Source organism: Flavobacterium aquaticum (genome assembly GCF_003259835.1).
Classification (GTDB): Bacteria; Bacteroidota; Bacteroidia; order Flavobacteriales; family Flavobacteriaceae; genus Flavobacterium; species Flavobacterium aquaticum.
On record NZ_QLMI01000003.1, the window covers coordinates 136326 to 155572 of the forward strand.

20 protein-coding genes and 1 tRNA gene are annotated in these 19247 nt (G+C 31.0%); 10 read left to right on the plus strand and 11 right to left on the minus strand.

Translation table 11 applies throughout. The features are described 5' to 3' along the window. Positions 1–8: 8 nt before the first annotated feature. From B0I03_RS05705 to B0I03_RS05720, 4 genes are read right to left on the minus strand one after another with little or no spacing between them, the layout of a single operon-like run. Positions 9–821, minus strand: a complete 813-nt coding sequence (locus B0I03_RS05705; protein ID WP_111566504.1) for a carboxypeptidase-like regulatory domain-containing protein — start codon at positions 819–821, stop codon at positions 9–11. Continuing rightward, positions 821–1711, minus strand: coding sequence for a carboxypeptidase-like regulatory domain-containing protein (locus tag B0I03_RS05710; protein ID WP_181452351.1), 891 nt, complete (start codon positions 1709–1711; stop codon positions 821–823). The genes B0I03_RS05705 and B0I03_RS05710 overlap by 1 nt, the downstream gene beginning before the upstream one ends. 2 nt (positions 1712–1713) lie before the next feature. Further along, on the minus strand, positions 1714–3204 hold the full coding sequence (locus tag B0I03_RS05715) for a GH3 auxin-responsive promoter family protein (protein WP_111566704.1): 1491 nt from the start codon (positions 3202–3204) through the stop codon (positions 1714–1716). A 1-nt stretch (position 3205) separates the two neighbouring features. Next, positions 3206–4078, minus strand: coding sequence for a murein hydrolase activator EnvC family protein (locus tag B0I03_RS05720; protein ID WP_111566506.1), 873 nt, complete (start codon positions 4076–4078; stop codon positions 3206–3208). A gap of 130 nt (positions 4079–4208) precedes the next feature. Here B0I03_RS05720 and B0I03_RS05725 point away from each other — a divergent pair, with 130 nt between their 5' ends. Continuing rightward, the gene (locus tag B0I03_RS05725; RefSeq protein WP_111566507.1) at positions 4209–4415 is read left to right on the plus strand and encodes a Sec-independent protein translocase subunit TatA/TatB; all 207 of its coding nucleotides are present in this window, start codon (positions 4209–4211) and stop codon (positions 4413–4415) included. 120 nt (positions 4416–4535) lie between these two features. Here B0I03_RS05725 and B0I03_RS05730 read toward each other — a convergent pair whose 3' ends face one another. Continuing rightward, entirely contained in the window at positions 4536–6662 is a 2127-nt protein-coding gene (locus tag B0I03_RS05730) for a Tex family protein (protein ID WP_111566508.1), read from the minus strand. Between the two features lie 118 nt (positions 6663–6780). Here B0I03_RS05730 and B0I03_RS05735 point away from each other — a divergent pair, with 118 nt between their 5' ends. Continuing rightward, positions 6781–7029: a DUF1294 domain-containing protein gene (locus tag B0I03_RS05735; protein WP_245902961.1), complete on the plus strand. Its 249-nt coding sequence runs from the start codon at positions 6781–6783 to the stop codon at positions 7027–7029. Here B0I03_RS05735 and B0I03_RS05740 read toward each other — a convergent pair. Together B0I03_RS05740 and rpiB are read right to left on the minus strand one after the other, a co-directional pair. Next, entirely contained in the window at positions 6994–7827 is an 834-nt protein-coding gene (locus B0I03_RS05740) for an NAD(P)H-hydrate dehydratase (protein ID WP_111566510.1), read from the minus strand. The two genes, B0I03_RS05735 and B0I03_RS05740, sit on opposite strands and share 36 nt — an antisense overlap. A gap of 23 nt (positions 7828–7850) precedes the next feature. Further along, the gene (rpiB, locus tag B0I03_RS05745; protein ID WP_111566511.1) at positions 7851–8282 is read right to left on the minus strand and encodes a ribose 5-phosphate isomerase B; all 432 of its coding nucleotides are present in this window, start codon (positions 8280–8282) and stop codon (positions 7851–7853) included. A gap of 88 nt (positions 8283–8370) precedes the next feature. On the opposite strand from rpiB, the gene B0I03_RS05750 reads away from it, so the two are divergent. Continuing rightward, on the plus strand, positions 8371–8895 hold the full coding sequence (locus B0I03_RS05750; protein ID WP_181452352.1) for a DUF1905 domain-containing protein: 525 nt from the start codon (positions 8371–8373) through the stop codon (positions 8893–8895). A gap of 540 nt (positions 8896–9435) precedes the next feature. Here B0I03_RS05750 and B0I03_RS05755 read toward each other — a convergent pair. Together B0I03_RS05755 and B0I03_RS05760 are read right to left on the minus strand one after the other, a co-directional pair. Continuing rightward, complete coding sequence (locus tag B0I03_RS05755; RefSeq protein WP_111566513.1) at positions 9436–9675, minus strand: DUF2007 domain-containing protein; 240 nt, start codon at positions 9673–9675, stop codon at positions 9436–9438. Positions 9676–9722: 47 nt separating this feature from the next. Continuing rightward, complete coding sequence (locus tag B0I03_RS05760; RefSeq protein ID WP_111566514.1) at positions 9723–9956, minus strand: DUF2007 domain-containing protein; 234 nt, start codon at positions 9954–9956, stop codon at positions 9723–9725. Positions 9957–10079: 123 nt separating this feature from the next. Between B0I03_RS05760 and rnr the strand changes: the two genes are divergently transcribed. The 5 genes from rnr (at position 10080) to B0I03_RS13350 (ending at position 14741) form a co-directional block, all read left to right on the plus strand. Further along, complete coding sequence (gene rnr, locus B0I03_RS05765; protein WP_111566515.1) at positions 10080–12257, plus strand: ribonuclease R; 2178 nt, start codon at positions 10080–10082, stop codon at positions 12255–12257. A 360-nt stretch (positions 12258–12617) separates the two neighbouring features. Continuing rightward, the gene (locus tag B0I03_RS05775; RefSeq protein ID WP_111566517.1) at positions 12618–13292 is read left to right on the plus strand and encodes a head GIN domain-containing protein; all 675 of its coding nucleotides are present in this window, start codon (positions 12618–12620) and stop codon (positions 13290–13292) included. Positions 13293–13389: 97 nt separating this feature from the next. Continuing rightward, the gene (locus tag B0I03_RS05780) at positions 13390–14082 is read left to right on the plus strand and encodes a LysE family translocator (RefSeq protein WP_111566705.1); all 693 of its coding nucleotides are present in this window, start codon (positions 13390–13392) and stop codon (positions 14080–14082) included. 17 nt (positions 14083–14099) lie between these two features. After that, positions 14100–14306 (plus strand): hypothetical protein, encoded by a 207-nt coding sequence (locus B0I03_RS13345; protein ID WP_394338063.1) that lies wholly within the window; start codon positions 14100–14102, stop codon positions 14304–14306. Between the two features lie 108 nt (positions 14307–14414). After that, positions 14415–14741 (plus strand): GldM family protein, encoded by a 327-nt coding sequence (locus tag B0I03_RS13350; protein ID WP_394338064.1) that lies wholly within the window; start codon positions 14415–14417, stop codon positions 14739–14741. A gap of 31 nt (positions 14742–14772) precedes the next feature. On the opposite strand, the gene B0I03_RS05790 is transcribed toward B0I03_RS13350, so the two are convergent. Next, positions 14773–14843: transfer RNA gene (locus B0I03_RS05790), tRNA-Cys, on the minus strand. 134 nt (positions 14844–14977) lie between these two features. Between B0I03_RS05790 and B0I03_RS05795 the strand changes: the two genes are divergently transcribed. Next, positions 14978–16897 carry an LTA synthase family protein gene (locus B0I03_RS05795; protein WP_111566518.1) on the plus strand — a complete coding sequence of 640 codons (1920 nt, stop codon included), beginning with the start codon at positions 14978–14980 and terminating at the stop codon, positions 16895–16897. 16 nt (positions 16898–16913) lie between these two features. Here the strand turns inward: B0I03_RS05795 and folB are convergent, their stop codons facing one another. Further along, positions 16914–17273 carry a dihydroneopterin aldolase gene (folB, locus tag B0I03_RS05800; RefSeq protein ID WP_111566519.1) on the minus strand — a complete coding sequence of 120 codons (360 nt, stop codon included), beginning with the start codon at positions 17271–17273 and terminating at the stop codon, positions 16914–16916. 97 nt (positions 17274–17370) lie between these two features. On the opposite strand from folB, the gene B0I03_RS05805 reads away from it, so the two are divergent. Beyond that, entirely contained in the window at positions 17371–19053 is a 1683-nt protein-coding gene (locus B0I03_RS05805) for a glutamine--tRNA ligase/YqeY domain fusion protein (RefSeq protein ID WP_111566520.1), read from the plus strand. The last annotated feature ends 194 nt before the right edge of the window (positions 19054–19247 follow it).

Genomic DNA, 19247 nt, shown 5'->3' on the forward strand with positions numbered 1-19247 from the left:
TTTTTATTTTAGTTAGATAATATCAGATTTATTGACGGCTCATTAACACTGATTTTCTCTGAATTATTTCCCGCTTGCTTGCTCCATTTTCCGTACGCATACGTATAAAAAAAGTCTCTTTCAACATAATTATATAATACATATGGTTGGTATTTTGTACCTGTTTTATTACTTTCAATTAACAATTTTTCATAGGCCACAAACATTCCTTTTTCAGGAAAAACCAAATCGAATTGTGATATATTAAATCGGTGTTTGATAATTCCTTTTCTCAAGGTAACAACGTAATCTTTTGTTAGTAATTCTTCTCCTGGAAATCCGTTTTCATCTACACTGTAAAAGTGAAGTTTTATTGTCGCGTCATCTATTCGACTATCAGTAAAAATAGTGACTTCTTTTAAAAATTTTGTTTTGTTGTAAGAAGCTTGATACGGAAAAAACTTGGCTTCGATTTTTGGTCCGTTATCAAACGATTGAAAAATGGCGTTTTTGATGTCGCCTATTTCAATTTGTTTGGATTGTTTTTTATTTAATATGACTACTTCTCTTAAATCGTAAGCCATTGGTTTTAATTGAACTACTGAAATTTCACTTCCTTTCAACGTTTTTCTTTCGTATCCTAAAACCGAAATCACAATGTTTTTTTGTTTTGAAGCTTCTAAGAAAAACGTTCCATCCGCCTCAGAAGTAGTACCAATAGTTTCATTCTCCACCCATATATTTACGAAAGGAATCGGTTCACCCGAAATACTATCTTTGACCACGCCTCGAATTTGTGCGGAAAGGGATATTGTTAAAAAGAAAAAGAGTAATGATTTCATTAATTTGTTAGTATAAGATTTATTGCAGGTTCAAAAACTTTGTTATTGTATTTTTCTCTTGAGCCTATTTCATTGTTATGCCATCTTTGTAACTTAATCCATTTTCCAAATCTATTATGATATGTGTTTTGTTCTTCAACTAAATTGCATTCAAAATCAGGTGCATAATATATTTTTTTGATTAATTTTTTACTTTCGTTTTCAGTATATTTAAATTCATATTTATTGCTTTCAATTTTTAAAACTTCATAAGCAATAAATAAACCTTCTTCTGGGAAAACTAATTTTAAATTTGAAATATCAATTATATTCTTCCTTTTTCCTTTTTTAACCGTTACAATAATATCTTCATAAAGTAAATCATCTTCAGGAGAACCTTCCTTATTTACACTAAAAATTCTAATTTTAAATTTGGCATTATTAACTTTACTTCGAGTTGTAATTTTTATTTTTTTTACAAACTTTGTTTGTTCATAAGTGGTTTCATATTTAAAGAATTTTGCGTTAGACCATTCTAAATCTCCCGAAATATGATAGCCTAAAGGTTTATTAAAATTTCCAATTTCAATTTCTTTTTTAAATTTTGGTTGTTCAATAACCACTTCCTTCAACTCAAAAACTTTTGGTTTTAGTAGAATTACTTCGCTTTTAGAAGATAATTTCTTTGTTTCAAAACCCAAAGCAGAAAAAATCAATACTTTCTCGTCTTTTATATCCAATGAAAAACTTCCATCTGCTTCCGAAGTGGTTCCAACAGTTTCATTCTCCACCGAAATATTCACATAAGAAATTGGTTCGCCTGAAATGCTGTCTTTGACCACGCCACGGATTTGTGAAAACGCAAAATGAGAAACAATCAAAAAAATCCAAATCAGTCTTTTATCTTTCATCATTATTCTTTTGTCTCAAAAAACTGAGCAATCTTTCTATCGTTACTTAATCTTGGTAATTTATTTTGTCCACCTAATTTTCCTATCGATTTCATATACTCTTGGAAACCATTTTTTGGAACACTTGTAATGACTAAGGTTCGCAACACGTTTCCAACAATCAAATCGTCGTAATACACATTTTGTTTGCGCATGGCAGCATCGATTTTTAAAGCAAAATCTTCTAGATTTTCAGGTTCATTTTCAAATTCAATAAACCATTCGTGATACGGTAAACCTTGAGTTGGAGTAATCTGTGGTGCGACCGTAAATTCGTTTACACGAACATCCGTTCCTTCCATCGCTTCTTTTAGTGCTGATTCCACTTCTTTCCCAATAACGTGTTCGCCAAAAGCTGAAATATAATGCTTGATTCTTCCAGAAACAATTACTCGATACGGTTTTAAACTCGTAAACTGAATCGTATCACCAATATTATACGCCCAAAGTCCGGCGTTGGTAGAAATAATTAAAACATAATTGACTCCTAATTCTACTTCACCAATGGTGTAACGCTTTGGATTTTCGGTAAAAAATTCCTCTGCTTTTATGAATTCGTAGAAAATTCCGGAATTCAATAACAACAACATGCCTTTTTCCTTCTGTGAATCTTGATAAGCAAAAAAACCTTCAGAAGCTGGAAATAACTCAATAGAATCGACTTTTCTTCCAATTAAATTTTCAAATTTCGCTCTATATGGTTCGTAATTCACGCCACCGTAAATGAACAAATTGAAGTTTTTGAAGATTTCACCAACAGGTTTATTTGCTTTTGCTGCTAGTTTCTCAAAATACATTTGTACCCAAGACGGAATTCCTGAAATCACGGTCATATTTTCCTTGATGGTTTCTTCTACAATCGTATTAACTTTGGTTTCCCAATCTTCAATGCAATTGGTTTCCCAACTTGGCATGCGATTTTTTTGTAAATATTTCGGAACAAAATGCGCTACAATTCCGGATAATCTTCCGAGTTTGATTCCGTTTTTTTCTTCTAAAATCGGACTTCCTTGCAAGAAAATCATTTTTCCGGATACAAAATCTGCTTTTCCAGTTTCGTGAATATAACTCAAAATTGCATTTCGAGCCGCTTGAATATGAAACGGCATTGATTCTTTTGTCAACGGGATATACTTCGCACCCGAAGTTGTTCCAGAAGTTTTAGCAAAATATAAAGGTTTTCCTTTCCAAAGCACGTTTTCTTCGCCTTTTACGACTTTATCTACATAGTGTTTTAACCCTTCGTAATCGCGAACAGGAACTTTTTGAACAAAATCGGAATGACTTTTTATCAAACCAAAATCATGATCTTTTCCAAATTGCGTTTGAGCCGCTTCTCTGATTAATTCTTCAAAAACTTTTTGTTGGGTTTCAACAGGATTATTAGCCCATTTTTGGGTTTTGGTGTGAATTTTTTTGGCAAATAACTTGGCCGCAAAAGCTTTTACTGACATGTTAATTGAAATTGATAAATTGAGTTGGATCGATTGGAAAACCATCTTTCCATAATTCAAAATGTAAGGTTGCACCCGAATTTTGAACTGTATTTGCATTTCCAGCAAGAGCAATAACTTCTCCTGATTTCACTGTGTTTCCTTGCTTTTTAGTTACCGAAGCCGCATTTTTATACACCGATAAAATATCATCTTTATGACGAACAATCACCACGTAACCTGAACTTGGTGTCCAATCCGAAAAAATGATGGTTCCAGCTGCTACGGCTTTGATTGGTGTATTATTCGTAAGCGCAATGGTAACGGCTAAATGTTTATTTCCTGCATTGTATTTTTGTAAAATACTTCCTTGAGCTGGCGGAAACAATACAAAACTTACTTTAGGTTTTGAAGATTCAAAAACGTTATATTTATCTTCTTTAATTACTTGGTCTCTTAATTCTTTTTCTTTTTCAGTTGGAGCAAGTTCAGATAAATCGAGTTCAGCGTCATTTAAGGCTTTGATAGAATCTTTATTCAATTTAGCATATTCTAAATCGCCGGTAAGTACTTTTTTTATGGAAGCGATATAAGCATTATTGATTTTCACCGATTTTTCAAGAGAATCTGATTTTATAGCCATTTCCAATGCTTCTTGTTTCAATTTGGAAGAAGCATAACCTGGAATATATTCGCGCAAAGGCGTAAAAGCAATAATATAAGTAGTTACAAAAATGATTAAAATAGCACCAACCGTTGCCACAACAAAGACATTCATTAAATTTAATTTTAATGAAAAAGTTTCTTCAAAAGTATCTTCGTTAAGAATAACTAACCTTCTCTTGTTGAATAATTTTCTTAATAAAAGTTGTCTTTTTAGCCTTTTATTAGCCATTTTTAAAACATATTAATTACACAAATATACTAAATACAACGGGTTTCTAATTTCGATTTATATAATTAATCGTTAAAAAATAATCATTTGTTAATTTCTTTATATCTTTGTACTTTAAATTATAGAACAAATGAATGCACTAGCTATATTTTTAGGAGTAATTGGTCCAATGCAAGTAATCCTTATTATTGCCATTGTGGTTTTACTTTTTGGTGGTAAAAAAATTCCAGAATTAATGAAAGGAATTGGAACTGGTATTAAAGAGTTCAAAAACGCAGCAAAAGACGATCAACCTGCTAATTCTAAAAAAGAAGAAGAAACGAAAGAAAAAGAATAGTTTTTCTTTTCAATATTTAAAATCCCAAACTTTTTGTCATTCTGAACTTGTTTCAGAATCTGAAGTTTGGGATTTTTTTTGACACCCCGCCCTTTCGGGCACCCCTCTAAAAGAGGGGAATTATAAAATCATCGTCAACTGAATTCTCTTTCTAGCTTCATCCACCTCAACGACTTTTACTTGCACGTGTTGGTGCATTTTTACCACTTCGTTTACATCGGAAACATAACCTTCTTTCAGTTGCGAAATGTGAACCAAACCACTTTCTTTGATTCCTAAATCAACGAAACATCCAAAAGCGGTAATATTATTTACAATTCCGGGTAAAATCATACCTGTTTTTAAATCAGAAATAGAGCGAACATTTGGGTCAAATTCGAAAATTTTAGCCGCTTTTCTTGGGTCTAAACCTGGTTTTTCTAGCTCTTTTAAAATATCTTTTAAGGTTAAAATTCCGATTTCTGCCGTGATGTAATTTTCTGGTTTTATTTGAGCGATTTTTTCTTTATTGGCAATCAATTCATTGGTTTTGATTCCCAAATCTTTTGCCATTTTTTCCACAATAGGATACGCTTCTGGATGCACAGCCGAATTATCCAACGGATTTTTCCCATCACGGATTCTAATGAAAGCGGCTGCTTGTTGGTACGCTTTTTCTCCTAAACGAGGTACTTTTTTCAATTGTTTTCTATCTTCAAAAGGTCCGTTTTCTGAACGATATCCTACAATATTTTCCGCCATTTTTTCACCAATTCCTGAAACATAACTCAACAACGATTTACTTGCTGTATTGATGTTAATCCCAACAGAATTCACACAACTCATTACCGTACTATCTAAAGCAGATTGTAATTTGGTTTGGTCCACATCGTGCTGATATTGCCCAACACCAATAGATTTCGGATCGATTTTTACCAATTCTGCTAACGGGTCAGAAAGTCGTCTTCCAATAGAAACCGAACCACGAACGGTTACATCATAATTTGGAAATTCTTCTCTCGCAATTTTACTCGCAGAATACACCGATGCTCCCGCTTCCGAAACTACAAATACTTGAACGGGTTTATCAAAAGCGATTTTTTTAATGAAAAATTCAGTTTCACGAGAAGCCGTTCCGTTTCCGATAGAAATGGCTTCAATATTGTACGCATTCACCATCGAACGGATTTTTTTCATCGCCATAGCGGTATCGTTTTGTGGTGCGTGTGGATAAATGGTCTCGTTGTTTAATAAATCGCCTTTTTCATCCAAACACACAACTTTACAACCGGTTCTGTAACCTGGGTCGATGGCTAAAATTCGTTTTTCACCTAATGGTGGAGCTAACAACAACTGACGTAAATTTTCGGAAAATACGTCAATCGCTTTGATATCAGCTTTTGCTTTTGCTTCTTGTAAGGTTTCGTTTGAAATAGCAGGTTCTAACAATCGTTTGTAACTATCTTTAATGGCTAATTCTAAATGCTCTGTTGCATCCGAATTTTTATTTTTGATGATATTTTCTTCGATAAAATCAATAGCTTCCTCTTTTTCGATTGCGACATTCAATTTCACAAAACCTTCCGCTTCAGCACGTAACATAGCTAATAAACGGTGCGATGGTGCTTTGGAAATAGGTTCTGACCAATCGAAATATTGAGAGAATTTTTGAGCCGCTTCGTCGTCTTTTTTAGTTTTTACAACCTTCGTGGTGATTTCAGCTTTTCTTTGGAACATACGACGAAGATTTTTACGAATAAAGATATTTTCGTTAATCCATTCCGCAATAATATCGCGAGCGCCTTGTAAAGCTTCGTCTTCGTTTTTTACATTCGCATTCAAATATTTGGAAGCTAAAAACTCGATATCATCATTTTTTTGACTCATAATGATTTTTGCTAACGGTTCTAATCCGTTTTCACGAGCGACATCGGCTTTGGTTTTTTTCTTCTTTTTATAAGGTAAATAGAAATCTTCCAATTCTTGTAAATCGAAACTATTTTCAATTTTGGATTTCAATTCTGGTGAAAGCGCATTTTGCTCTTCAATCGATTTTAGAATGCTTTCTTTTCGCTTGATGATTTCATCAAATTGTTTGTTTAATTTCGAAATGGCTTCGATTTGTACCTCATCTAAATTTCCAGTTTGATCTTTTCGGTAACGCGAAATAAACGGAATCGTACAATCTTCAGAAAGTAATTTTATAGTAGCTTCAATGCTTTTTGGGGCAATGTTGGTTTGGTTTTGAATGAATTGAATGTGGGTCATTTTATTTTTATTTAACGCAAAGATGCAAAGGTTTTCGCAAAGTTTACAAAGTATTTAATTGATTCGTTAATTCAATTTTTTAATTTTATAAAAATATATTAAAATGAATGAAGCCTTAATGTACTTTTGTATTGTTATTAATATTATAACATTTTTAGTATTTGGCTACGATAAAAGGCAAGCTAAAAACAATAAAAGACGCATTTCAGAATTCCATTTGCTTTTATTAACTGCTATTGGTGGGATTTTAAGCATGTATCTTTTTAAACACAAAACCAATAAATTTTCTTTTATTTTGAGTTTCTACGCTATTGTGATTCTTCAGATTGTTTTATTGTATTTCGGAATTCAAACTTTTAAAAGCTAATCCGATATTTTCAATTACATCGGTTATCAACATACTTTCTTCACTTTGCGATTGAAGTGTAATATCAGCTGCTAATCCGTGAAGATAAACACCTAATTTAGCCGCTTCTAAAGTAGTATAACCTTGTGCTAAAAATGAAGTAATCATTCCGGTTAACGCATCACCAGAACCACCTTTTGCTAAACCTGAATTTCCTGTAGTATTTTCAAAAATGTGAATTCCATCAGTAATAAAAGTTTTGTGTCCTTTTAAAACGATGACACAATTTAGTTCTTTAGCTTTTTTGATGGCTGTATTTCTTCTTTCAGATTCAGAGTCATGTTCGCCAAATAATCGGTCAAATTCTTTTGGATGTGGTGTTAGAACAAATGGAAAATTAAAATTATTCCAATCGATTTTATATTTCGCAATTAAATTTAAAGCATCGGCATCAAAAACAACGGGAAGTTTGTTTTCGTATAATTCGTAAATGTATTGCAGGCTGATTTCATTAACTCCAATTCCGGGACCAATTCCGATAGCATTATAAGGCGATGAATCGTCCATCACACAAAAATTAGCATACATAGCTTCTGGAATCGAATTGAAAAGAACATTTTTGTTTTCAGGATAAAAAGCAACGGTTAACAATCCAACACCTGAACGTAAACAAGCTTTTGAAGCAATAATCGCAGCTCCCATTTTGTCTGAACTACCTGCAATTAACAAAGCATGACCATGTGTTCCTTTGTGAGAATCACATGGTCGTTTTTTATAAGTGTTTTTAATACAATTCAAATCTATTTTTAGAAGTTCCATTTGAATTGATTTTAAATTTTGGATTATTTACAAGCGATTTTTTTTACACGATTTCCGTGTCTTCCGCCTTCAAATGGAGTATTCAAAAACGTATCTACCATTTCTATAGCTTGTTGAATAGAAGTGTAACGAGCTGGAATACTAATGATATTAGCATCATTATGTTGACGCGCTAAAGCAGCGATTTCTTTTGTCCAACAAAGTGCACAACGAATATCTTGGTGTTTGTTAGCGGTCATTGCAATTCCATTTCCTGAACCGCAGATTACAATTCCTAAATCAGCTTTTTTTGATTCCACATCGTAGGCTACTGGATGACCAAAATCAGGGTAATCAACACTATCAAAAGTATCGGTTCCGTGATTAAAAATGGTATGTCCTTTTTCTTCTAAATATTGAACAATAGCTTTTTTATAATCTGGACCAGCGTGGTCGTTTCCAATTGAAATTTTCATGTTGTGTGTTGTGTTGTTATTTATATTTTACAAAAGTAATCATTTGTTGTTTTATATTAAATTAGCTTTGTGTATAAATAATGAAGAAATGAAATTTCAAGCAAAAATTAAGTATTTCGACGAAAACAATTTGGGTCACGGACCTTATATTGAAATTCCTGAAGCTATTTATCAAGAACTATTAAAAATCACAACCGATAAACGCGTAAAATGTAATTTAAATAATGAAATTACGGTTAGTAGAGCAATGGCTCCAAAAGGAAACTTTCATTATATTTTATTAAATAAAGAGGTTTTAAAAGAGGCTAAAATATCAGTTGGTGACTTAATTTTAGTAGAGCTTGAACCCGATGAATCCAAATATGGAATGCCTATTTCAGAGGAAATGGAAGAAGTATTATATAACGATCCTGAAGGAAGTATTATATTTCATAAACTAACTCCTGGAGCTCAACGAACTCTTATTCATATTATTAACCGAATTAAAAGTTCTAACTTAAAAATAGAACGCAGTTTTGTTATTTTAGAACACCTTAAAAAAACAAAAGGGAAAATAGATTTTGAACTTTTGAAAGAAGATTTTAAAAACCAACGAAACAATATGAAATTTTAATCTATTTCATTAAAAATCAACAAAGTATTCAATTTTCTACTATGATTTTTATCATATGTTAATTACTTATCGTAAATCGTTGATAATCAGTTAACCTTAATTTAACAATAATTGTTAACAACTTTAGATAGAAAATAAGAAGTTTTTTTTGGATGTTGATTAAAAAATTGTAATCCAAAACCGGAATTAAAAATCCTAATTTAGTTTCACGATTTTTTAGAAAAGTTATCAATAGAAAAAAATCAGTTTTCAACAGAAATCAACAATTGAAGTTATTTACAAAACAAATATAAAATCAAATTTCAACAACTGTTGATAACTATGAAATAAAGAATTTATAAGTTCTTATTTTCAGTTCTTTACTATTTTTTAAAATTGTTAATTACGTTGTATAAGTAACGATAACTTTTAAAAACTACTTCTATAAAAAAACTTATTCCACATATTAACACGCTATAATAACCATCATAAATTTAAATTTAATTAAAAATATTTTTTGTTGTTTTTAATATATGTTGAAAACTTTCAGCTTTTAAAAAATTAAACAATTTTTAAATGATCGTCTTCGTTTAGTTTTTTAAGAATTTCTTTTACGGTTGCTTCATCGTTTGGATGTACTTTTAATTTAATTCCGCCGTAAGCAATTGTAGCGAAGGGATCAATTCCAACGATAGTTTCGTTTTCAAAAAAGTAAGCAATTCCTTCTTGCTCTAATAAATTTTTAATAATTAAAGTTTCGTGTTGGTAGTTAAAAACAGCAACGGTTATAAAGTTTTCCATGTGATGAAATAAAAAAGGATTCACAAAAAGTAAATCCTTAATTTTTATTAAACAATTAATTTTTCTTTTTTTAAATCGACAAGTATTTTTTTTACTTGTTCAACATTTTTTTCTTCAACTTTCAAAGTAATGTTTCCAAAACCAATACTTTGCAATGGATCAACCGATACTACAGTTTCATCTTGAATAATGTATGGAATTTTTTTTCGTTCCAATACACTTCTTAATTTCATGGTTTCTTTCTGGTTGTTAAAAATAGCAACTACTACAAAATCATTCATATCTTTTACATTTTTCGTTATTTCACAAATATACGAAAAGTTATTTTTTCATTAAAACTGAGCCTCTCTTACCAATTACTTATAACAATTTCGTAACTTTCAGCATTAATTAGAAATGATACAATGAGTAAGAAACCAAAAAAATTAGGAAATAAACCAAAAGATTTTACTGCACAAATATTTAAAATACTTTCAAGAGAACCTTCTAAATCTTTTAATTACAAGCAAATAGCTGCTGTTTTAGAGTTAAGCGATACCAAAAGCCGAAACGAAATAATTAGAGATTTAAAAATACTTAAAGCACAAGATAAAATTCACGAAACTGAAATTGGAAAATATCAAATTATTTCCAAAGCAGAATATTATGAAGGAGTTATTGATATGACGTCTCGTAAAACAGGATATTTTGTTTGTGACGAATTAGAAGACGATGTTTTTGTTCCGTTTATTAACTTGAATCATGCATTAGATGGTGATAAAGTAAAAGCGTATATTTACAACAGAAGAAGTTCTCGTAAGCCGGAAGCTGAAGTTTTAGAAATTTTAGAACGAAAAAAATCAGAGTTTGTTGGGGTTATTGATGTGCAAAAAAACTTTGCTTTCGTAACTACTGCCAATGCTAAAATGTATACCGATATTTTCATTCCAAAAAATAAAATTGGTGATGCAGAACACGGAGATGTTGTTTTAGTAACTTTAGAAGATTGGCCTAAAAAAGCCGATTCTCCTTTTGGTTCGGTAATAAAAGTATTAGGAAAACCAGGCGAACATAACACCGAAATTCACGCGATTTTAGCTGAATACGGTTTACCGTATGATTTTCCAATTGAAGTAGAAGCTTACGCTAATAAAATTGATACTTCAATCACAGAAGAAGAAATTAAAAATCGTCGCGATATGCGTGATGTTTTAACCTTTACGATTGACCCGAAAGATGCAAAAGATTTTGATGATGCGTTATCGTTTCAGGTTTTAGAAAATGGAAATTACGAAATTGGAGTTCATATTGCCGATGTTTCGCATTATTTACAAGAAGGAACTATTTTAGATGATGAAGCTTATAAAAGAGCAACTTCGGTGTATTTAGTTGATAGAGTTGTTCCAATGTTACCAGAAGTGTTATCCAACTTTGCTTGTTCACTTCGTCCACATGAAGAAAAATATACATTTTCAGCTGTTTTTCAATTGAATAATAAAGCAGAAGTATTAGATGCATGGTTTGGAAGAACAGTAACGTATTCTGATCAACGTTTTGCGTATGAAGAAGCTCAGAGTATCATTGAAACTAAATCAGACGTTATTCCAGCCGAAATTTCATTAACTGGAAGCGAATATATCGTTCCAAAACCAATTGTTGATGCTACTTTAAAAATGGATGAATTAGCAAAAATTCTTCGTAGAAAAAGAATGGCAGCCGGAGCAATTTCGTTTGATAAAGTAGAAGTAAAATTCAATTTAAATGAAGAGGCTGAACCAATTGGTGTTTACTTCAAACAAAGTAAAGATGCGAATCATTTGATTGAAGAATTCATGTTATTAGCGAATAGAAAAGTAGCGGAATTCATTGGAAAACAAAAGAAAACTTTCATTTACAGAATTCACGATGAACCTAATGAAGATAAATTAATCAATCTTCAAACCGTGATTGCTAAGTTTGGATATTCTATAAATTTTAAATCTAAAAAAGACATTTCAAATTCGTTAAATAATTTATTAAATGAAGTTCAAGGTAAAAAAGAACAAAATTTAGTAGATACACTTACTATTCGAAGTATGAGTAAAGCAGCATATTCGACTGAAAATATTGGTCACTACGGATTAGCTTTTGATTATTACAGTCATTTTACATCGCCAATTCGTCGTTATCCAGATGTTATGGCACACCGTTTGTTACAATATTACATAGATGGTGGAAAAAGTGTAAGTGAAGAAGAATACGAAGAAAAATGTGTGCATTCTTCACAAATGGAAGCTTTAGCCGCTCAAGCCGAACGCGATTCTGTGAAATACATGCAAGTAAAATACATGCAAGATCATAAAGATCAAGAGTTTTTAGGTGTAGTTTCTGGTGTTACGGAATGGGGAATTTATGTAGAAATCATCGAAAACAAATGCGAAGGAATGGTTAGAATTCGTGAAATTAGAGATGATTATTACACGTTTGATGACAAACAATATGCTTTAGTAGGTGAAGTTTCTAAAAACATCATACAATTAGGCGATGAAGTTTACGTTAAAGTAAAAAATGCCGATTTAGTGAAGAAACAATTGGATTTTCATTATTTGAGAAAGAGAGAGTAATTTTAGTGATAAGTGAAAAGTAATTAGTGAATAGTTAGACACAAAGTTGTCATTTCGACGTAAGGAGAAATCTCATAATAAGATGAAAATAATTGAATTTATAAAAAGAAATATTTCATTATTCAATGTAATTGCAATTAGTATATTTCTGATAACTTTATTTAATATACTTACAATTAAACCTGATGAAAGTGCTCATGGAATGGCTGCTTCTTTATTACTTGGTTCTTTATCTTTTTCAATTGTTTTACTTTTAATTGATTTTCTAATGAGGAAAACTATTAAAAATGAGAGTTCATTATTTATTATTCAAGTATTATTAATATTAGTTATTCCTTTTTTAATTTATTATATATTATCATGAAAAACACATTTTTAACCTTTATAACTTGTTCCATCTTTTCATTTGGAATAGCACAAACCGAAAAAAACGTTGGTGATTTTACTAAAGTAACCGCTTTTGATAAAATTGATGTCAACTTAGTAGCTTCAACTGAAAATAAAGTTGTTTTAAAAGGCGCTAATTCTCAAGAAGTAGAATTAGTAAACAAAAATGGTGAATTAAAAATTAGAATGCCTTTAACTAAAATGTTAAGTGGTGACGACGTTTCGGCTACGGTTTACTTCAAAAAAATTGATGCAGTTGAAGCTAATGAAGGAAGTAGAATAGCATCTAAACATGAAATTTCTGCCATTAATTTTGATATTATTTGTAAAGAAGGTTCTGAGATAAAATTAAATAATTTACAAGCCGATAGATTACAAATTCGTGTTTCGCAAGGAAGTATTGTAACCACAAAAGGAACAGTTAAAAACCAAGATATTGTATCGAATTCAGGAGGAAAATATGATGGCCAAGATTGTAAAACACAACAAACTGTAGTAACCGTAAATGCTGGTGGAATGGCAAATGTATATGCAACTGATTTTGTGGACGCTAAAACAAGAGCTGGTGGTGAAATCACTATTTATGGGAAACCAAAACAAATCAATCAGAAAACAATTGCTGGTGGAACTATTGAACAAGCTAAATAATAGTAATCAGTGTTCAGCTTTTAGTTGGCAGATTTTTTTCGTAAATTCGTTTTTTATTAAATGCACTGAACACTAATAACTGAATACTGAACACTTGATTTTACAAGATATACTTACCGCAATTCCTTGGGGACTTTTGTTAGCTTTTTCAATTGGTCCTGGTTTTTTTGTTTTACTTGAAACCAGTATTACCAAAGGTTTTAGAGCAGCTTTTGTTTTTGATTTAGGAATTGTTTTTGGTGATATTATCTTTATTTTAATTGCGTATTTAAGTACCAATCAACTTTTAGAACAATTAAAAGATAATCCTACTTTGTTTGTTATTGGTGGCATTATTATGTTGGCTTACGGATTGATTTCGTTCATTATGCTAAAACGAAATTTCCAAAAGCAACAAGTAATAGAACAAGACGATGATAACATTCCTAAAAAGAACTATTTTGCTTTATTCTTCAAAGGTTTTTTATTGAATTTCATTAACATTGGAGTTCTAGGTTTTTGGATGATGATTATCATCACCTACGGACCTCAAATGGAAATGAACACTTCACGAATTTCCATCTTTTTTGCTGCTATTTTATTCTTTTATTTAGCTTTTGATGTAGCAAAAATTCTATTAGCCAAACAACTAAAAAACCGATTAACACCAATCAACATTTACAAAATCAAGCGTGTAATTAGTGTAGTAATTTTAATTTTTGGATTGTTTTTTATCCTTCAAGGTTTCTTCCCAAAAGAAAAAGAAATGATAACGAATAAGTTGTTACCTGATACAACAGTTACTGAATAATTTTAAAACTTCATACTATGAAAAAGCTTCTATTATTCCTATTTATAATTAGTTTTCATAGTTATGCTCAAGACACTATTCCAGCTGCAAAAAGCGTAGTTGCTTTAGATAAAATGAACGTAGTTTATCGTGGTGTTGAAAATCCTATATCAATTGCAGTAAATAATGCTAAATCGTATGTTATTTCAGGAAAAGGAGTTTTAAAAAAAGAGGATGGCAGTTAAGTTCTTCTTCCAGGTTCTGGAAATGAAACAAAAGTATTTATTGAAATAGAAAATTTTGATGGTTCTAAAGTTGTTGAAGAACATGTTTTTAGGGTATTAAACATTCCTATGCATCAAACAACAATCAATGGTGATTATTCGACTTTTAGATCTTCTTTAGAATTTAAAATAGAAGAGCTGATAGATGCTGAAATTGGAGTAAAATTTATCGATTGCTTTTTTATAACTTGTGAAGTTTCTCAATTTAATTTGAAAGTAGGAAGTTATCCAACAATTGTTATAATTGGAAATAAAATAACACCCGAAGCGCTAGAATTAATTAAAAAGGCAAGAAAAAAAGATATAATTTTAATAAACCAGATAAAAGGAAAATATTCTGGATTTGATGGTTTTATTAAAAATCCACGACCAATAGCTTTTAAAATTATCCCATAAAAAAACCTCCAAGTTTCCTTGAAGGTTTTAGAGGCATCGCCCGGATTCGAACCGGGGTAGACGGTTTTGCAGACCGCTGCCTAGCCGCTCGGCCACGACGCCATTAGTTGAACGGACTGCAAATTTACATTTTATTTCTTCGAAACCAAAAAAAATATTAAGTAAATATTAAGCGCCTTTTTTTATCTACGATATTCGTTTCTAATACCTTTGAAATGAAATCAATAGATAATTAGATGAAAAAAATTAATTTTTTACGTCCTGTTTTTAACTTTATCACCATAGGATTACTGATTTTATCATTAAACAGATTTTTCTTGTTTCTTATTTTTAATAAAAGAGTTGTTGAAAATCCAAGTTATGTTGAATTATTCAGTATTGGACTTCGTTTTGATCTTATTCTGCTTTGTTATTTAAGTTTTCTTCCCTTTGTTTTAATTACGTTTTTACCAAGCCATATTTTATATAAAATAAAGAAGTTTTTCAATTTCTATTTTATTTTCTTCTTATTTCTAATTCTTTTAATGGAATTAGCAACCTTAGATTTTATCAATCAATACGATACACGTCCAAATCGCTTATTTTTAGATTATTTAATTTATCCAAAAGAAGTTGTTGGAACACTATTAAAAAGCTATTTACCTTCATTAATTATCACTATAATTTTATCAGTAATTGCTTTGTTTTTTGCTTTTAAGTATGGAAAAAAAGTATTTTATCCCATCGAAAGTAAGTATAAAATCAAGTTACTTTTATTTCCATTTGTTGCTTTTTTATTGTTTTTTGGAGCTAGAGGAAGTTTAACTTCTAAACGTCCAATAAACGCTAGTAATGCCATATTTTGTTCCGATCAAATGACGAACTCATTAGGATTAAATTCGTTTTACACAGTAGCTTTTGCAGCGTATTCAATGAAGAATGAAGGTGATGTTAAAAAGTACGGTAAAATGGACGAATTAGAAGCATATACTCGTGTAAAAAAATACATGGATGTTACGGAATTTATTCCAAGTGAAGTTCCTTTTTTACATCTTCAAAAACCTGATGTTGCGCAACCAAAACACAACGTGGTTATTCTTTTAGAAGAAAGTTTAGGAGCTGAATATGTAGGATGTCTAAACGGTTTAAAATTGACTCCAGAGTTTGATAAATTATCAAAAGAAGGAATATTGTTTACCAAATTATATTGTACGGGAACAAGAAGTGTTAGAGGAATTGAACAAGTTACTTCTGGATTTTTACCTAATCCTACTGAAAGTGTAGTCAAACTTAGCGGTTCACAACAAGGATTTTTTACGTTGGCAGATGCTTTCGGATGTCAAAATTATGATACGAGTTTCATTTATGGAGGAATGTCAAATTTTGATAATATGGCTTCTTTTTTTAATGGGAATGGTTTTAAAAACATCATTGATGAAACTGATTTTGATTGCGATGGAAAAAAACATGCCATGAAAGGAACTTGGGGTTATTGTGATGAAGATTTAGCTGTAAAAGCGAATGATTATTTTAAAAATTTAGGTAATAAACCTTTCTTTTCTTTGTTATTTTCAACTTCAAATCATGAACCTTTTGAGTTCCCAGAAGGAAGAATTAAGCTTTATGATAAAAAGAAAAATACGGTTAATAACGCTATGAAATATGCTGATTTTTCAATTGGAAAATTCTTTGAATTAGCTAAAAAAGAAGCCTATTATAAGAACACAATTTTTGTTGTTATTGCCGATCATAACACTAGAACGTATGGTAAAAGCTTAGTTCCAGTAAATAAATTTCATATTCCTGCTTTAATCATTGCACCAAATGTAGAGAAAGGAATTACCTATGATAATTTAGCTAGTCAAATGGATATTCCATCAACTGTTTTAGCTTTATCTGGAATTACCACCAAAACCCCAATGCCAGGCAGAAATTTATTAAAATTACCTAAAGGAACAAAAGGAAGAACCATTATGTTATTCCATGAAACCTATGCTTTTAGAGTAGAAGATGATATTGTTATCTTAAATCCAAATGCAAAACCATTACAGTTCAAAGTAAAAAGTGATACTCAATTAGTTCCTATTGCTTTGAATGAAGAATTAGCTAAAGACGCACTTGCTCATATTGTGGCATCGAGCAATTTATACAAGAAAAGAGTATATAAAATAGATTAAAAAACAAATGGAAGAGTTAATTTCTAAACTCTTCCATTTCAATTGTAACCGCTTCTACATCACCACCAATAGGAGGATTTAATTTAGAAACCGCTAATTTTATTCGAGAAATTGAAGGAATTTCAGCAAAACATCTAGTGATAATGCGTTGGGCAACATGTTCTAATAATTTAGAGCGAATCGCCATTTCTTCCACCACAATTTTGTTTAGATGCACATAATCAACGGTATCGGCTAAATCATCCGTTTGAGACGATTTACGTAAATCAGTTTTTATCTCTAAATCTACGCGGTAGTCTGAGCCTATTTTTCCTTCCTCAATTAAGCATCCGTGATAAGAATACGTGCGAATATTTTGTAATTTAATTGTTCCCATATTTTCATTTATTATATACCAAATTTACCAATTTTTAGCCATTTTTAAGGTATTAAACCATGAAACTTTATATATCTTTGCATAAATTTTTGATACTATGTCAACAGAAGAAAAATCATTGAATTTTATAGAACAAATCATTGAAGAAGATTTAAAAAATGGTTTGTCAGCAGATAAATTACGTTTTCGTTTTCCACCAGAACCAAATGGTTATTTGCATGTAGGTCACGCGAGTGCTATTTGCTTAAATTTTGGTTTAGGAATCGATTACAATGCCCCAGTTAATCTTCGTTTCGACGATACGAATCCTTCTAAAGAAGAGCAAGAATATGTTGATGCTATCAAGCGCGATGTGGAATGGTTAGGCTATAAATGGGATAAAGAATGTTATGCTTCGGATTATTTCCAACAATTGTATGATTGGGCAGTGGAATTAATCAAAAAAGATAAAGCGTATGTAGATAGCCAAACTTCGGAAGAAATGGCAAAACAAAAAGGTACGCCAACTACTCCAGGAACTGATTCTCCTTACAGAAATCGTTCTATCGAGGAGAATTTAGACTTATTTACCCGCATGAAAAACGGAGAATTCGAAAAAGGAACTCACGTTTTACGTGCTAAAATTTCGATGAGTGCTAACAATATGTTGATGCGTGATCCAATCATTTATCGTATAATGCATGCGCATCACCACAGAACTGGAAACGATTGGTGTATTTATCCAATGTACGATTGGGCACATGGTGAAAGTGATTATTTAGAGCAAATTTCACACTCGTTTTGTACGTTAGAATTCTTGCCTCACCGTGAATTATATGATTGGTTTTTGAATCAAATTTATGATCCAACGAAAGTTCGTCCGAAGCAAAGAGAATTTGCTCGTAGAAATTTATCGCATACAGTTGTTTCGAAACGTAAATTATTGCAATTAGTTGAAGAAAAGCATGTTACAGGTTGGGATGATCCAAGAATGTCAACGATTTCAGGAATGAGAAGACGTGGTTATACGCCAGCTTCTATCCGAAATTTTGCTAAAACTATCGGAATTGCAAAACGTGATAATTTGATTGATGTTTCACTTTTAGAATTCTGTGTTCGTGAAGATTTGAATAAAATTGCACCTCGTGTAATGGCGGTTTTGGATCCTGTGAAATTAGTTATTACGAATTATCCAGAAGGTCAAGAAGAGTGGTTAGAAGCCGAAAATAATCCGGAAGAAGAAGTAATGACGTTTAGAAAAGTGCCATTTTCTAAAGAATTATATATCGAAAGAGAAGATTTTCAAGAAGAAGCACACAAGAAATTTTTCCGATTAACTTTAGGGACAGAAGTGCGTTTAAAAAATGCGTATATCATTAAAGGTGAATCTGTTATAAAAGATGAAAACGGAAATATTACCGAAATTCACGCTACTTACGACGTAGATTCTAAATCTGGAAGTGGAACAGAAGCAAGTCAAAGAAAAGTAAAAGGAACGATCCATTGGGTTTCGATTCCTCATGCAAAAGAAGCTGAAGTTCGCGTTTATGATAGATTATTTACGAATGAAAGTCCAGATAAAGACAAAGAAGTTGATTTTAAAGAATATATCAATCCAAATTCATTAAAAGTAATTACTGGTTATGTAGAACCAAGTTTGATAACTTCAAAAGAATTAGATCATTTCCAATTCCAACGTTTAGGTTATTTCTGTGTAGATAGAGATTCAACTGCTGAAAAATTAGTTTTTAACAAAACGGTTGGACTTAGAGATACTTGGGCAAAAATTTCAGAACAATAAAAATTTCAGAATTTTGTTAAATCGAGCGAAGTCGAGATTTTTTAAATAATTTAAACCTGTAAAATTTTCTTTGCAGGTTTTTTATTTCTATTTTATTAAAATAAACTACACTAATACTATATTTATTTTTAATCTATTTTTATTATCATTAGTATAAACTATTAAAATAAAATTTTTAATAATTAAAAACTTAA